This is a genomic window from Hymenobacter sedentarius, assembly GCF_001507645.1.
Taxonomy (GTDB): domain Bacteria; phylum Bacteroidota; class Bacteroidia; order Cytophagales; family Hymenobacteraceae; genus Hymenobacter; species Hymenobacter sedentarius.
In genome coordinates this window covers 2,785,986-2,801,971 of sequence record NZ_CP013909.1, presented here as the reverse complement: position 1 = coordinate 2,801,971, position 15,986 = coordinate 2,785,986, and the positions used below count along the sequence as shown (strand labels likewise).

The following is a 15,986-nucleotide window of genomic DNA, read 5'->3' as shown; positions in this document are numbered from 1 at the left end:
AGGCCCTATCTTTGAGCCCATGAGTGAAGGCCTCGTCCTAATTCCTACTTACAACGAGCGCGAAAATGCAGAGCTGATTATCCGCAAGGTGATGTCGTTGCCGCGGGATTTCGATGTGCTGATTATTGATGACGGCTCGCCCGACGGCACCGCCGCCATTGTGCGGGGCCTGCAAGCCGAATTTCCGGGGCGCTTGTTTTTGGAAGAGCGCAGCGGCAAGCAAGGCCTGGGCACGGCCTACCTCCACGGCTTTCGCTGGGCGCTCGCACACGGCTACGAGTACGTGTTTGAAATGGACGCCGACTTCTCGCACAACCCCGAGGACTTGATTCGCCTGCACGATGCCTGCGCCTACGAGGGCTACGACATGGCCATCGGCTCGCGCTACATTCAGGGCGTGAACGTGGTAAACTGGCCCATGTCGCGGGTTTTGATGTCGTATTTCGCCTCCTGGTACGTGCGCCTGATAACGGGCATGCCCATTCGCGACGCCACCGCCGGCTTCAAGTGCTACACCGCGCGGGTGCTGCGCGCCATCGACCTGGACAGCATCCGCTTTGTGGGCTACGCCTTCCAGATTGAAATGAAATGGCTGGCCTACCAGTTGGGCTTCCGCATCAAAGAAGTGCCCATCATCTTCACCGACCGCACCCGCGGCACCTCCAAAATGTCGAAAGGCATCGTGGAAGAGGCCTTCTTCGGCGTGCTGCAGATGAAAGTGGGCAGCTGGCTGCATCCGCTGAAGCCAGTGGGGCGACAGGCGGGCGACGCGCACGTCAGCTAGCGCGGGCAGAAAAGGCATCCTAGTAGGGAATTGAGCTACGCTAGGCAGTATTGGGGGTGGCGGCGGTATGCGTGCCGCTTTGCCAACCTGCACCTTGCCCCGGCGTATCTTGCCTCCACGCATGGAAAATTCTCCCCTGTTCTGGCTGGCCTTTAATGCATTCGTAATCGGACTGCTACTGCTCGACTTGTTGGTCTTCAACCGCAAGGCCCACGAAATACAGCTGCGCGAAGCCCTGAGCTGGAGTGCGTTTTGGGTCGTTCTTTCGCTGTGCTTCAACGTGCTGGTGTACCGCACCATGGGCTCCGAAGCCGGGCTGCAGTGGCTCACCGGCTATCTGGTAGAGAAGGCATTGAGCGTCGACAACCTGTTTGTCTTCCTGCTCATCTTCAACTACTTCAAAGTGCCCGCGCAGTACCAGCACCGCATCCTGTTCTGGGGCGTGCTGGGCGCACTCATTCTGCGCGGGGTGTTCATTCTGGTGGGCGGGGCCTTGCTGGCCAAGTTTCACTTCCTGATTTACCTGCTGGGGGCCTTCCTGGTGTACACCGGCATTCGGATGGGCCTGACCGGCGACGAACCCGAAATTGACCCCGAAAACAACCCCGTGGTGCGCTTTCTGAGCCGCCACCTGCCCATTACCCGGCAGCTGGACGGCGGAAGATTCTTCATCCGCCGCGACGGCCTGCGCTTTGCCACGCCCCTGTTTGTGGTGCTGGTAATGGTCGAAACCACCGACGTCGTGTTTGCCGCCGATTCCATTCCGGCCATTTTGGCCATCACCCGCAACACCTTCGTGGTTTTCACCTCCAACGTGTTTGCCCTGTTGGGCCTGCGGGCCATGTACTTTGCCCTGGCCCGCATGATGCGTGTGTTTCACCACCTGCATTATGGCCTCTCGCTTATCCTAGTATTTATTGGAGCCAAGATTCTGGTCGAAAGCTTCTTCCCCATTCCCATGCCCATTGCCCTCGGCGTGGTAGGCGGCCTGCTCGTGCTGAGTGTTTTAGCCTCGGTGGTGTGGCCAAAGAAAGAATCAGAATAACTGCTTGCGCGCCACGCACTTTCGCGGTGCTACTTGGGGGCTTTGGGCGGCTCCACCTCCGGCGCGCCGGAGTTCACGCCGGCATCGGGCGTAGCGGCGCCGGTGTTGAGCAAGTCAATCAGGTTGAGGGGCTCAAACTGGCTGGAGTCGGCGGCGGCAGTGGCGCGGGAGGTATCGGGCCGCGGGGCGAAATGCATGAACTGCTTGGCCGGGCCCCGCAGGTTGAGCGAGTAGGCCAGGTTTTCGCGGTCCGTATCCGTGATAAGGCCGCGGGTGGCCATGATGTTGGCAATCAGCCGGAAGAAGTAGCGCGTGCTGCTCCGCAGGCCGCCGTAGGAATCGAATGAGTAGCGCGAATACTTGGGCTTGGGAATGATGCTGGCCAGATAGAGGCTCTCGGTCAGGTTGAGCTCGCTGGGACGCTTGCCGTAGTAGAACAGGGCCGCGTCTTTCACGCCGTACACGCCGCGCTTGCCGCTGGGCCAGCGGTACTTGCTCGGGCCCCACTCAATGATGTTCAGGTATACCTCAAACATGCGCTGCTTGCTGGCCAGGCGCGTGTTTTCGAGCAGCCACACAATCAGGGCTTCTTCTATCTTGCGGGCCACCGTCTTCTGCCGGGTCAGAAACACGTTTTTGACCAGCTGCATGGAAATGGTGCTGCCGCCGCGGGCAAAGCGTTTCTCCTTGATGTTCTGGATGGCCGACTTCACAAACGCCTGCTCCATAAAGCCTTTGTGGGTGAAGAAGCGCGGGTCCTCGGCCGTGGTGATGGCGTGAATGAGGTAGGGCGAGACTTCGTTGTAAGGCACAAAGTCGGGGTTGGGCGGGCCCACGACGAACGTGCGCACGGAGTCGCCCTTGTCGTTGTACACGGTGTGGAGGAAGGGCGTGTTCAGCTTGTTCAGGTCTTCGTCGCCGAAGCTGGTGAGCTTGAAGTTCTTGCCGCGCAGGCCAGAATCAAATTTCAGGCTGTCGACGTGCGCCATGTCCAGGCTGCTGCGCAAGTGGTAAGTGAGCGTACCCGTGCCCTTCACGCCCCGCACCTCGTCGAAAATACCCGTGGGCAGCGATTCAAAGAAGTCGTTGGCCGGCGTCTCAGCCGACGTCACGTTGATGCTGACGGCCCGGCTGGGCTTCAGGCGCACGTTGAGCTCGGGGAAGAGCACGATTTTGTTTACCGTGACCTTGCTGCCCTTTTCCAGCACCGCGGTACCGCGGCCCAGCGTGGCCACAAAGTCCAGGGCGCCGCGCTTTACTTCGATTTCGTCGGCCGCCAGTTTGGGGTGGTACAGGCTAAAGTTGCGGGCCGCCAGCGAGCCACGCACGGTCAGCTTGCCGCCGGTATCGTCGTTGTCGAAGTCCTTGCTGTCCAGCCGCACCAGCACCGTATCGAAGCTTACCAGGGCCCCAAAGCGGCGCGGCACGTACGGCAGCTGCACCGAGCCGCCTACGCCAAACACCCGCGCCGACAGGGCGTAGTCGCCCGGCTCGATGTGCCCGCTGATGCCCAGCTCGTTTGATACCGAATCGATGTTGGCCGTGAGCCGCCCCGAAATGTCGCCGTTCTTGATGCTAAGCTCGGGCAGGCGCAACAGCGCCGAGTGGTGTGGGCTGTAGTACGTGACGAAAAAATCTTTGAAGCTGGCCTCGCCCGGCACGTTGTCGAAGACCGTTTCGAGCACCTGGTTCAGGAGCATCCCGTAGTTGGTGCCCTTCGTGGTGTCGCGCGGCACGGTGCTGGCTTTTTGCTTTTTAATCAGAAAGCCGTAGTTGTCGCCGTGGGCAGTTTTATGGGGCGTGAGGCGAGCCGTCGTGATTTCGAGCCCGCTGAATACCGGCCGCCCCGCAAACAGGGACCGCACGCTCAGGCTGGCCTCCAGCAGCTTGGCGGTGAGCAGGGTATCGGTGGGGGTAGCGCGCGGCACGATGCTCAGCCCGGCGATTTCTACGGTTTTGAAACCCGAAAATTGGGCTGGCCCCAGGGTGAGAATCACCGGGTATTTGCGCTCAACCTTGGCTTTTACTTCGCCCAAAGCGTAGGTCAGCAATTGCTGGCGCTTCCACTGAAACACGGCGAAAGCCAGCAGAAGAAGCGCAGCCAAACTGCCCAGAATGCCGATAAGAAGTCGTTTGGTGGAGGGGGATATGCGCACGGAACTCAATAAGTTGGGCTGGATAGCCAGCGCCAAAGGTAAGAAAAACGGGAGCGGCAAGTGGAAATTTCACTGCCGAGTTGGAGGTACTATACGGGTAATGTGTCGGGTACGGGGGAGCAGGCCGGGCCGGCGCGCTCATTTCAGCGAGTACTTTTGCCTTTATGCCCAGTCCCCTTACCGCCCTCTCGCCCCTCGACGGGCGCTATGCTCGTGCCACCGCCCCGCTGGCCCAGCGCTTTTCCGAAATGGCCCTGATTCGCTACCGCGTACTGGTCGAAGTCGAATATTTTATTTCGCTGGTTGAGTTGCCCTTGCCGCAGTTGCACGGCGTTTCGGCCGAAATATTCCCGGCCCTGCGCCGCCTCTACGAGGCCTTCAGCGAAGCCGACGCCGAGGCCATCAAGGCCCACGAAGCCATCACCAACCACGACGTGAAAGCCGTGGAATACTTCCTGCGGGACCAGTTCACGGCCCTTGGCCTTGGCGCTTACGTCGAGTTTATTCACTTCGGCCTCACTTCGCAGGACATCAACAACACGGCCATCCCAATGAGTTTCCGCGATGCGCTGATGGGCGAGCTGCTGCCGGCCTACGCCAGGGTGCGCAATGCCCTGGCCGACCGCGCCCAGGAGTGGGCGGCCGTGCCCATGCTGGCCCGCACCCACGGCCAGCCGGCCTCGCCCACCCGGCTAGGCAAAGAAATTGACGTGTTTGTGGCCCGCCTCGACGCCCAAGTGGCGCTGCTGGCCCAGGTACCGTTTGGGGCCAAGTTTGGGGGCGCCACCGGCAACTTCAATGCCCACCACGTGGCTTACCCGCAGGTAGACTGGCACGGCTTCGCCACCACCTTCGTTAATGCGCGCCTCGGCTTGCATCGGTCCTTCCCAACCACTCAGATTGAGCACTACGACCACCTGGCGGCCCACTCCGACGCGCTCAAGCGGCTCAACACCATCTTGCTCGACCTGGCCCGTGACGTGTGGCAGTACATTTCCCTGGGCTATTTCAAGCAGACCATTAAGGCCGGCGAAGTAGGCTCCTCGGCCATGCCCCACAAAGTCAACCCCATCGATTTTGAGAACGCCGAGGGCAACCTGGGCGTGGCCAATGCCCTGCTCGAACACTTTGCCGCCAAGCTCCCCATCTCCCGCCTCCAGCGCGACCTCACCGACTCCACGGTACTGCGCAACCTGGGTGTGCCGCTTGGCCACATCCTCATCGCCCTGGGGGCGCTGCAGCGCGGCCTGGGCAAGCTGGCCCTGGACGAAACCGCCCTGCAACGCGACCTGGAAGCCAACTGGGCCGTGGTGGCCGAAGGCATCCAGACCATCCTGCGCCGCGAAGCCTACCCCGACCCCTACAACGCCCTCAAAGCCCTGACCCGCACAGGCGAGGCCATTTCGGCGGCCAGCATCCGGGCGTTTATCGAGTCCCTCGACGTGAGCGACGCCGTGCGAGCCGAGCTGCTCCACATCACCCCTTCCAATTATGTAGGCGCCTAAAGTCCTCCTAACTTTGGCCCCGCACCTTCTTTCAGCCCACTTGACGCTCCACCCCGATTGCCGCCACTTTCGCGGCGACTTGCCCTGCCGCCCCAACAAAACCCACGGCTACGTGTGCGAAGGCTGCCCGGCCTACGCGCCCGTCAGCAGCCGCGTGCTCATCATCAAGCTTGGGGCCATCGGCGACGTCATTCGGACCACGCCGCTGCTGCGGCGGCTACGCCAGGAACGGCCCAACTGCTACATTACCTGGCTCACGCACACGCCCGCCATCCTGCCGCAGCACGAGGTCGACGAAATTCTGAAATTTGATTTTGCCAGCGCCCTGCAGCTCCAGGCCCGGGAGTTCGAAGTGGTTATTAACCTCGACAAGGAAAAGGAAGCCTGTGCGCTGCTGAACACCATTCCGGCCAAGGAGAAATTCGGCTACGCCCTCCGCTCCTACGACGGCGTGGCCTGGCCCCAGAACGAGCTGGCGGAGCACAAATTCCTGACCGGCCTCTTCGACCAGGTCAGCCAGGCCAACACCAAGCCCTACGTGCAGGAAATCTTCGAGCTCTGCGGCTTCGATTTCCGCAGCGAAGAATACGTCTTCGATACCCACGAAGACAAAGGCTATGACTGGAGCCAGCTGCCGGCCGTCGGCCTGCGCATCGGCCTCAACACCGGCTGCGGCGACCGCTGGACCACCCGCCTGTGGAGCGACGAAAAGTGGATTAGCCTCATTACCCAGCTGCAGCAAGCAGGATACAGTCCCGTGCTGCTCGGCGGCGAGGCCGAAGCGCCCCGCAACCAGCAACTGCGGGCCGCCACCGGGGCCACGTACCTGGGCACCTTCCCTCTCCCCCAGTTCATCAACCTGATGCATCAGATGGATGCCGTCGTCACGCAGGTGACCATGGCCATGCACATCAGCATTGCCCTGCGCAAGCCCACCATCCTGATGAATAACATTTTCAATCCCTACGAATTCGACCTCTACGGGCGCGGCCAAATCGTGCAGCCCAACCGCGAGTGCGTGTGCTTTTACCGGGGCACCTGCAAGCTGGGCACCAGTTGCATGGAGGACCTGCCCGCCGAAAAGGTATTTGCCGCCGTGCAAGCCACGTTGCCCATCCCGGCAGCTGTTCGCTAGCAGTTGAGCTGAAGTCTTTGCCGGTTTATTTACAATCGAGCAGTAACTACTTCAGCTCAACTGGCTTCGGTTGCTCGATAGCAGCACCAGCCACTTGCTTTAAAGCGGCCACCATAATGGGCCACGAGAACTGCTTTTTCTGCTCGCGCACGCCGGCTGTAAACGCTGACTCTCGCTGCTGAGCATAAAAATCCACTACCGCATCGGCAATGGCCTTTGCGGTGGGCGGCACCACATAGCCCACTACGCCGTTAGGAATCAGCTCAGCGAGCCCGCCCACGTCCGTCACCAGCATGGGCCGTTCAAAGTGATAGGCTATTTGCGATACCCCGCTTTGGGTAGCGTTTTTGTACGGCTGCACGATTAAGTCCGACGCACAGAAATAGTCCACCACCTTCTCATTGGGAATAAAATCGGTAGCTCGGACTATCCGTGTTTCTAAATTATACCGCTTAATCAAGACCTCATACGGCGCGGCATCTTCGTAGAATTCACCGGCAATAATCAGCTTTACTGGCAGGGCCACAATACGCTCATCGGCAAAAGCCTCAAGCATGATATCCAGCCCCTTATAAGCCCGGATGAAACCGAAAAACAACAAATAACGGGTAGTAGCTGGCAGCTTAAGAGCCGATAATGCTTCCTGTTTAGACTTTATCGGCCCGAAATTATCATAAAGCGGATGCGGCCGGTACAGGGCCGGTTTCCTGCCAAACCCAAGTCGCTGCAAGTCGCTCAATACGCTGCGGCTCATGGTCACGAATCCATCGCACGCACTGAGGAAATAGCGCGTGAGGGGCCCATCGCCCGGTCGTTTCTCGTGCGGAATTACATTATCGGTAATCGCCACCACGCGGGTATGGCCGTTGCCGCGCACCAGCCGCGCTACCGTGCCCAATGCCGGGCCCATAAACGGCAGCCAGAACCGGAACACAACCATATCCGGCCGCTCGGCCCGCAACCGACGCCCCACCCGCCACCACGAGAGTGGGTTCACCGAGTTCAAGCTCACGTCAATATCCAAATCCGCTGGTCCCGCCTCGGTGCTGAACTGCGTTTGGCCAGGAAAAAGAAAATCCGGGTATTGCAGCGAAAACGTGACAATGCGCACCTCGTCGCCCGCTTCCTTGAAAGCCCGCGCCAGACGCTCATTATATGTAGCCAAGCCACCCCGCAAAGGGTACGCTGGCCCAATTATTACAATCCGCATTTAGTAATTACGTACTCGTCCGAATGTACCGCCTTTCCCTTTTCCGGGTGGTTCAGGGCTGTTGATTTGTGGCTTGAGCTAAAAGTATCCGTCGGGAGTTGAGCTGACCTAGAATGCCATCGTTGAGCCAGCTCAATTCAGCGTTTCCCGCACCAGATAGTCATTGCGCCGCGGGCCATTCAATTGCACCATCTCCGCCAGAAAGCCGGCCAAAAACAACTGCACACCCACAATTACCGCCACCAAAGCCAGAAAAAACAACGGCTGGTCGGTCACGTTGCGCGCCCGCAGGTTGTGGTAGGCCAGCCACACTTTCTCACCCGTCAGCCACAACGTGAGCAGCATGCCAAAGAAGAACGACAAAGTGCCCAGGGTGCCAAAGAAATGCATGGGCCGGCGCCGAAACCGGCTGACAAACGTGATGCTGGCCAAATCTAGGAACCCGTACACGAACCGCTCCAGCCCGAATTTAGTTACGCCATACTTGCGCTCCTGGTGCTGCACCACCTTCTCGCCAATGCGACGAAAGCCGTTCCACTTCGCAATCACGGGAATGTAGCGGTGCATCTCGCCGTACACCTCAATGCTTTTCACAACGCGCTGGTCGTAAGCCTTCAACCCGCAGTTAAAATCGTGCAGCTTAATGCCCGAAATCCACCGCGTAGCGCCGTTAAACAGCTTAGTCGGAATGGTTTTCGACAGCGGATCAAACCGTTTCTGTTTCCAGCCACTCACCAGGTCAAACCGGTCCTCCGTAATCATCCGATACAACTCCGGCAATTCCTCAGGCGAGTCCTGCAAGTCGGCATCCATCGTGCATACCACCCGGCCACGCGCCGCCTCAAAGCCCACATTCAACGCCGCCGACTTGCCGTAGTTCCGGTTGAAACGAATGCCCCGCAACGTAGCATCCCCCGTGGCCAATGCCTCAATAACGCCCCAGGAATCATCCGTTGAGCCGTCATCAATCAAAAGCACCTCATAGGTCAGCCCACGCGCAACTAGCACCCGCGCAATCCATTGGGTTAGTTCGGGCAACGATTCTGCTTCGTTGAGCAGCGGAATTACGATAGATAATTCTACCGGAAACACAGCGGACGATTTATTCAAACTCAGGCTTCGAATGCTTAATAAATGCTGAAACGACCGACGCCAGCAACACCCCAAAAAAAACGGTCCCCAGCACCACACCCACCAGCATAATCGGACCATTCATGAACTTACCAGCCATGGCCATGCCTTGGTCAATTTGTTCGTCCGGCAAGCCTTTCGCCTCCATGTCCGCGCGGGCCTTTTCCATCATGCGGCCCACCACCTCGGGGTCGATGATGTTCATGTACACATAAGAGAAAATGGCACTCAGGGCCCCAACTACCGCCGATAATATCGTGCCGATGCCCACGCCTTCCCCAAAATTCATGAAGCCGTGGTTGTTCTCTTTGTAGTACCGCATGGCCATTACCATGCCGCCCACCAGCACCAAAAAGCTTACAAACCGCAGCGGGCTTTGCTCCATGTGAGCAGCGAATAAGCCGAACGATATAATAATGCTAAGCAGCCCCGTGAGCAGGCCATAGCGCATTCCTACCGAAGCAGTCGTAACCGGAGTAGCGTTTGTCTCCATGTAAATTAAAGTTGTGAAAGGTGTGAATAGGCCGAAAGATAATCCGAATTATTCCCGCAGAAATATTCCCGCTGGCACGGCCAACACCAACCCCAGCACCAGCACTTGCAAAAAATTGCTTGTGGCCATATCGCCCACGGTCATATTTTCCACACGCTGAATTTGCTCCCGCTGTTGCTGCGCCGATACCACCACCTTCGCGTTTTCGTGCTGTTGCGCCCGCACAATTTCCATTACTTCGGCCCGCTGCCTGGCCAATGCCGGCTCACCGGCGGCATACGCCAGCCCCACTACACTACCCGCCGATACCAGCGCTGCGAGCAGCGCCGTCAAGGCCCCAACCCCCAGCGAGCGGCCCAATCCGGGTTTATCGGGTTGTAACTTTCGCCGCAAAACCCACTCGCTGGCCACTGCTGCTAGCGGCACCAGCAACTGAGCCATTATTTGCTTGGGGCCAAAGCCATTATTGCCGGTTAGTTGCAATCCCACCATCCAGGCGGCACATAACATTCCTACCCCGACTCCAAAACGCAACCCCAACCGCGTCACGATGCCTGAATCAGACTTCACAGCGGGCGTATTCGGTTCAAAGGAAGAAACAGTCATAAAATGCACCTATTAAAGCGGCAAGTTACGAGCCCTGCGCCACCAGACCCGTTAGACTGCTCACAAAAGCTCAATCCTATGCCGCTACTTTAACCCTGGCAACCGCACGCCGGGTCCCAAAACGAATTAGCAGCGCCTCGGCCAGTAAACACACAAGCGCAAAGGCCAAAAAGTACCGCCACAACGGCTGCCCCGTTTGCTGAGCCTGAAACTTTGCCAAATCCGCGCCGCTTTCTCCTGCCTCTAGCACCCGAATATTTGGCCGGTTCCCAACCATTTTCCGCAAGTCATCAGCCGAATAAGCAGCCAGTTCTGACTCGCGCTTATCCATATTAAAGGCCAACGTGGTTAACGTCTTTCCTTGGCGTTGCACCTGGTAGAACCCCGGCGAATCCATTCCCACCGGCAGTTCCAAACGCACTTCTTGGCCCAACACACGCTGGGCCGGAATGAAGGTCAAACTATCCTTTACAAGCCTAAAGCCCGCTTCATCGGAAGTTCCATTAGGTCTTGCTGCCTCATTGCTCACTGGTGGCAATTGTAAAGTCACCGTTTGTTGAGTCAATGAGTAAGCCGGAAGTTGCTCATTCCGATAGCTCAGCATGGCCATGCGGTACATTACCGGCACGAAGAGCGCATGCGAAGTAAAATCAGAGTACTCTTTCGAGAATGGAGCTGAAAAAACATAGACCCGGCCAGCTCCGCTCGGAAAATCAGCGAGGTAACTTTCCCCATCTCTAAGCCGCAGGATATCTGTCCCCGTCCTTGTCCACCGCAGCACCGGTGCCACACGGGGCATCGTCACGGCGCGCTGTTGTGCCCCAAATACATCCCGAAAAAACGGTTCCCTAGCACTGGGCATGGCCACATCCCGTAGTTCTGGCGGCGCTGTCGCAGCCTCCCATTGAGCAGTACCCAACCCCAAATCCTTGAATAACCGCTGATATGAATCATGAGCCGCTGGCGAAGCAGACGGGACTACTACAACATTCCCACCACGCTTCGCTACTTCTCGCAATCCTTCACGCAGCCCGGCATCAATCGTCTCAACTTCCCGCACTATCACCAAATTCGCTTGCCGCATGGCGGCATAATTCACACTTTGGGGCTTAGAGTAAGTGTACGTAAATAGGGGCTCATTGCCATAAAGCTGTTGAGCCACCTCCTCTGGCCCAATTTCTAACACACGGATAGCGGCCGCAGGCTGCAGCGTAAAATAGAAAGTATTATCAAAAGTCACAGGAGTGTCTTCATTAACTACTCTCCCCAATGCGAGTGCATTATCATTTAACTGCACATGAACAACAGGAGTCACAGTCTGGCCTGGCTCCACAGTCACTCGAAAAGCGGCAACCTGCCTATTACCCAGATAGACCTTAACCGGGCTACCGTTTGCTATTGCTCCCCCTCCATTGTGAACCCGCACATGCAACCCAATATTAGCACGAACGCGCACAAAGGCATCGTCGAGCCACACGCTATCAACATACAAATTGCCGACCTTCTTACCTACAAGCGGCACCAAAACCACATTTTGGGCTGGATTTATATTAGTTAATAGTTTAGGATTAAATGAAGCCTTTTGAAAATCGGATAATATAAATAATGAATTTTTGGATTCAGTTTGGGCATCATCTCCCTCACCAATTTTATAATAGGGATTATGGCTGGTTAGTTTTAATCCATCTAGTTTATTGAGATAAACAGTTTTAGTAACCTGTCCATAACCGCCATTCATTAATTTGAGTCGACCACTCGCAGGCTCTAAATCCGCCAGATGCCTAGCTTGAGCAACTGCTTCCTGGAATAAAGAGCCATGAGAAGCACTCTGTAGCTGCATGCTAAAAGTATTATCGACCAATACATCAAGACCACCCGACTTAGCTCCCTTTACACTTTGTGCAGCAGGAATAAATGGTTGGCAAAAAACCAATACCATTGTTGCAACCGCCAAAATCCGCGCCAATAGAATAAATAGATGCTGCACCTTTCGATGCCGCACAGTTACTAAGTCAACCTCCCTTATAAAAGCAGTATTGGTAAATAGCAGCCGATGTGGCCGACGTAACTGCAGCAAGTGAATAGCTATGGGAATGGCGATTGCCAGCAGTGCTATTAAGAACCAAGGATAATTCAGCTTCATACCCAATGAAAATTGATTAACCGAAAGTACGGCTAATGAACTGATGTCGATAAGCGACTATGGGAGTGTGTGGAAAAAGCTACTGCAGCTGCTACCCTCGCATCAAAAATCACGGCCTCATTGGTACCGTGTTGCTAGCCTAGTATGCGTTAGCCTGCTTTATCGGCTTAGGCGAGCGGGCACAAAATGCAAAACGCCCCCCGCTCGGCTGGTGAAAGCGGCGGGGGGCGTTGTTGGACAATAAGGTTGGCGGCGACCGACTCTCCCACCGGTGAAGGCAGTACCATAGGCGCACCGGGGCTTAACGGCTCTGTTCGGAATGGGAAGAGGTGAACACCCGGGCTAAAGCCACCATTGCTGGCGGGTCACTGCGTGTTCGTGCAGGACTCAATAACGTTGACATAAGGGGACAAAAACGAAGCGTGTGTTGCGCGCTCGACGAATGAATTCAATTGCTTGAAGTAGCGAAGCCCTCGGCCACTTAGTACGGCTCAGCTATTGCATTTCTGCTTGTTCACCTGCCGCCTATCCACGTCGTCATCTCCGACGGGCCTTCAATTGGGAAATCTCATCTCCAGGTGAGTTTCGCACTTAGATGCTTTCAGCGCTTATCTCGTCCCAGCGTAGCTACCCGGCGCTGCACCTGGCGGTACAACCGGCGCACCAGCGGCTGGTCCATCCCGGTCCTCTCGTACTAAGGACAGGTCCTGTCAAATTTCCAACGCCCACCACAGATAGGGACCGAACTGTCTCACGACGTTCTGAACCCAGCTCGCGTGCCACTTTAATCGGCGAACAGCCGAACCCTTGGGACCTTCTCCAGCCCCAGGACGTGACGAGCCGACATCGAGGTGCCAAACCTCCCCGTCGATATGAGCTCTTGGGGGAGATCAGCCTGTTATCCCCGGCGTACCTTTTATCCTTTGAGCGATGGCCCTTCCATGCGGAACCACCGGATCACTATATCCGTCTTTCGACCCTGCTCGGCTAGTCGGCCTCACAGTCAAGCCCGCTTCTGCTATTGCGCTCTGCGTACGGTTACCAAGCGTACTGAGCGGACCTTTGAAAGCCTCCGATACTCTTTTGGAGGCGACCACCCCAGTCAAACTACCCAGCAGCCACTGTTCTCTGGAATCCAGAGTTAGGCATCAGGCACGGCAAGGGCGGTATTTCAACGGTGGCTCCCCGAGAACTAGCGTCCCCGGCTCAGCGCCTCCCGCCTATGCTACACATGCCGAACCCAACACCAATGGCAACCTATAGTAAAGGTGCACGGGGTCTTTCCGTCCCGTGGCGGGTACTCGGCATCTTCACCGAGACTACAATTTCACCGAGCTCACGGCTGAGACAGCGCCCAGATCGTTACACCATTCGTGCAGGTCGGAACTTACCCGACAAGGAATTTCGCTACCTTAGGACCGTTATAGTTACGGCCGCCGTTTACCGGGGCTTCGATTCAAACCTTCGCACCTTGCGGCACTAAGTTCCCCTCTTAACCTTCCGGCACCGGGCAGGTGTCAGGCCTTATACGTCCGCTTGCGCGTTAGCAAAGCCATGTGTTTTTGTTAAACAGTCGCCTGGGCCTTTTCACTGCGGCTTCTCTTGGTTGCCCAAGAGGAAGCGACCCTTCTCCCGAAGTTACAGGTCCATTTTGCCGAGTTCCTTGGCCGTGATTCACTCGAGCGCCTCAGGATACTCTCCTTGACTACCTGTGTCGGTTTGCGGTACGGGCAATAATTGCATTAAAACGCTTAGCAGGTTTTCTTGGCAGTCGGATTAGGCACACTATCCGCGTGTCCCGAAGGACGTACGGTACTATCAGCTTTCGACAAAAAAGGCGTACTTAACTACCTCTCCTATATCTACGGCCTTCAACGGGCACTTCCGTCCGCCCGCGGTGCTTTCACTTCTGCGTCACTGCATCACTTGCAATCATTGGTACGGGAATATTAACCCGCTGTCCATCGAGTTCACCTTTCGGCTGCCCCTTAGGTCCCGACTAACCCAGCTCCGATTAGCGTTGAGCTGGAAACCTTAGTCTATCGGCGTGGGGGTTTCGCACCCCCATTATCGTTACTCATGCCTACATATGCTTTTCTCCACGCTCCAGCACGCCTGACGACGCACCTTCACCGCAAGGAGAATGCTCCCCTACCACGTAACCGTCTTGCAGGTTACATCCATTGCTTCGGTACCAGATTTGATGCCCGCGTATTATCGATGCCCGGTCGCTCGACCAGTGAGCTGTTACGCACTCTTTAAAGGAATGGCTGCTTCCAAGCCAACCTCCTGGCTGTCAAAGCAACTGGACCTCCTTTGTTCAACTTAATCTGGATTTAGGGACCTTAGCAGATGGTCTGGGTTCTTTCCCTCTCGGCCGGGGACCTTAGCACCCCAGGCCTCACTGCCGTGTATAGCCGCTGGCATTCGGAGTTCATCAGGATTCGGTAGGCTCTGACACCCCCTAGTCCTATTGGTAGCTCTACCTCCAACGACCTCACCACGACGCTGTACCTCAATACATTTCGGGGAGTACGAGCTATTTCTCAGTTTGATTGGCCTTTCACCCCTACCCACAAGTCATCGAAATCCTTTTCAACGGAAACTCGTTCGGTCCTCCAGTGCGTGTTACCGCACCTTCAACCTGCTCATGGGTAGCTCACCAAGTTTCGCGTCTACCCCCCCCGACTCCGCGCCCTGTTCAGACTCGCTTTCGCTGCGGCTCCTTGACTCAAGTCAATTAACCTTGCCGGGGAGGAGTAACTCGTAGGCTCATTATGCAAAAGGCACGCTATCAGGAGACGAACTCCCTCTAACTGCTTGTAAGCACACGGTTTCAGGTTCTTTTCACTCCGGTATTCCCGGTTCTTTTCACCTTTCCCTCACGGTACTAGTTCACTATCGGTGTCTGAGGAGTATGTAGCCTTAGCGGATGGTGCCGCTCGCTTCAGACGGGGTTTCTCCGGCCCCGCCCTACTCAGGGTATCGCTACCGTGCATCAGAATTGTCGCTTACCGGGCTCTCACCGTCTCTGGCCTGCTTTCCCAAGCAGTTCAGCTAACTCGATGCAATCAGATGTCGCGACCCTACAACCCCGGACTGGCCGTAACCAACCCGGTTTGGGCTCCTCCCCGTTCGCTCGCCACTACTTGGGGAATCATTGTTATTTTCTTTTCCTGCCGGTACTTAGATGTTTCAGTTCTCGGCGTTTGCCGCCGCGGGTCAAGCCCGTCGGCTCTTGGTTCTTCCAACCAAGGGGTTGCCCCATTCGGAAATGCGCGGATCACAGGGTATGTGCCCCTCCCCACGCCTTATCGCAGCTTATCGCGTCCTTCGTCGCCTCTCAGACCCTAGGCATCCCCCGTGTGCTCTTGCTTACTTCGCTTTCGTAATCACACTTGTAATTCCTGCATTGCTGCAGGCAAGCGCGCTACGCTTCGTTTTTGTTACCCCTTACGTCAAAGAACGTGTACTACTCTGGTGTCTAGTAGTGTCGTGAAAAGCAGCCAATTGCTGTTTTTCGATTATATATGGTGGAGAATAACGGATTCGAACCGTTGACCCCCTGCGTGCAAGGCAGGTGCTCTAGCCAGCTGAGCTAATCCCCCGTGTTTCGTGCCAGCAGCAATCCCGCTAGGTACAGTGGGCCTGCGTGGACTCGAACCACGGACCTCTACATTATCAGTGTAGCGCTCTAACCACCTGAGCTACAAGCCCGGGTTTCGACGATACCCGAAGGCAAACGTAGAATCCGTATTCAAATATTATTTGAATGAGG

General features: G+C 56.6%; 10 protein-coding genes, 2 tRNA genes and 2 rRNA genes. 4 read left to right on the top strand and 10 right to left on the bottom strand.

The window, feature by feature from the left end; translation table 11 throughout:
• The first annotated feature begins 19 nt into the window (after positions 1–19).
• Both AUC43_RS11455 and AUC43_RS11450 read left to right on the top strand, forming a co-directional pair.
• Positions 20–784: a polyprenol monophosphomannose synthase gene (locus AUC43_RS11455; RefSeq protein WP_068193382.1), complete on the top strand. Its 765-nt coding sequence runs from the start codon at positions 20–22 to the stop codon at positions 782–784.
• 121 nt (positions 785–905) lie between these two features.
• Entirely contained in the window at positions 906–1,829 is a 924-nt protein-coding gene (locus AUC43_RS11450; RefSeq protein WP_068193380.1) for a TerC family protein, read from the top strand.
• Positions 1,830–1,858: 29 nt separating this feature from the next.
• Here AUC43_RS11450 and AUC43_RS11445 read toward each other — a convergent pair whose 3' ends face one another.
• Positions 1,859–3,985 (bottom strand): transglycosylase domain-containing protein, encoded by a 2,127-nt coding sequence (locus AUC43_RS11445; protein WP_157781047.1) that lies wholly within the window; start codon positions 3,983–3,985, stop codon positions 1,859–1,861.
• A gap of 164 nt (positions 3,986–4,149) precedes the next feature.
• Between AUC43_RS11445 and purB the strand changes: the two genes are divergently transcribed.
• Both purB and AUC43_RS11435 read left to right on the top strand, forming a co-directional pair.
• Positions 4,150–5,490 carry an adenylosuccinate lyase gene (purB, locus tag AUC43_RS11440; protein ID WP_068193374.1) on the top strand — a complete coding sequence of 447 codons (1,341 nt, stop codon included), beginning with the start codon at positions 4,150–4,152 and terminating at the stop codon, positions 5,488–5,490.
• A 40-nt stretch (positions 5,491–5,530) separates the two neighbouring features.
• Positions 5,531–6,625 (top strand): glycosyltransferase family 9 protein, encoded by a 1,095-nt coding sequence (locus AUC43_RS11435; protein ID WP_068193371.1) that lies wholly within the window; start codon positions 5,531–5,533, stop codon positions 6,623–6,625.
• A gap of 46 nt (positions 6,626–6,671) precedes the next feature.
• Here AUC43_RS11435 and AUC43_RS11430 read toward each other — a convergent pair whose 3' ends face one another.
• From AUC43_RS11430 to AUC43_RS11385, 9 genes are all read right to left on the bottom strand, one after another.
• Complete coding sequence (locus AUC43_RS11430) at positions 6,672–7,790, bottom strand: glycosyltransferase (RefSeq protein ID WP_233253990.1); 1,119 nt, start codon at positions 7,788–7,790, stop codon at positions 6,672–6,674.
• A 177-nt stretch (positions 7,791–7,967) separates the two neighbouring features.
• The gene (locus AUC43_RS11425) at positions 7,968–8,945 is read right to left on the bottom strand and encodes a glycosyltransferase family 2 protein (protein ID WP_233253989.1); all 978 of its coding nucleotides are present in this window, start codon (positions 8,943–8,945) and stop codon (positions 7,968–7,970) included.
• Entirely contained in the window at positions 8,938–9,459 is a 522-nt protein-coding gene (locus AUC43_RS11420; protein WP_082685048.1) for a DUF4199 domain-containing protein, read from the bottom strand. The genes AUC43_RS11425 and AUC43_RS11420 overlap by 8 nt, the downstream gene beginning before the upstream one ends.
• 48 nt (positions 9,460–9,507) lie before the next feature.
• A complete protein-coding gene (locus tag AUC43_RS11415; RefSeq protein ID WP_082685047.1) occupies positions 9,508–10,065 on the bottom strand; it encodes a DUF4199 family protein in 558 nt (185 codons plus the stop codon).
• 76 nt (positions 10,066–10,141) lie between these two features.
• A complete protein-coding gene (locus AUC43_RS20095; protein ID WP_071885891.1) occupies positions 10,142–12,208 on the bottom strand; it encodes a BatA domain-containing protein in 2,067 nt (688 codons plus the stop codon).
• Positions 12,209–12,452: 244 nt separating this feature from the next.
• A 5S ribosomal RNA gene (rrf, locus tag AUC43_RS11400) occupies positions 12,453–12,564 on the bottom strand.
• A gap of 105 nt (positions 12,565–12,669) precedes the next feature.
• A 23S ribosomal RNA gene (locus tag AUC43_RS11395) occupies positions 12,670–15,593 on the bottom strand.
• Between the two features lie 146 nt (positions 15,594–15,739).
• Positions 15,740–15,816 (bottom strand) — tRNA-Ala (locus AUC43_RS11390).
• Positions 15,817–15,851: 35 nt separating this feature from the next.
• Positions 15,852–15,925 (bottom strand) — tRNA-Ile (locus AUC43_RS11385).
• Between the last annotated feature and the right edge of the window lie 61 nt (positions 15,926–15,986).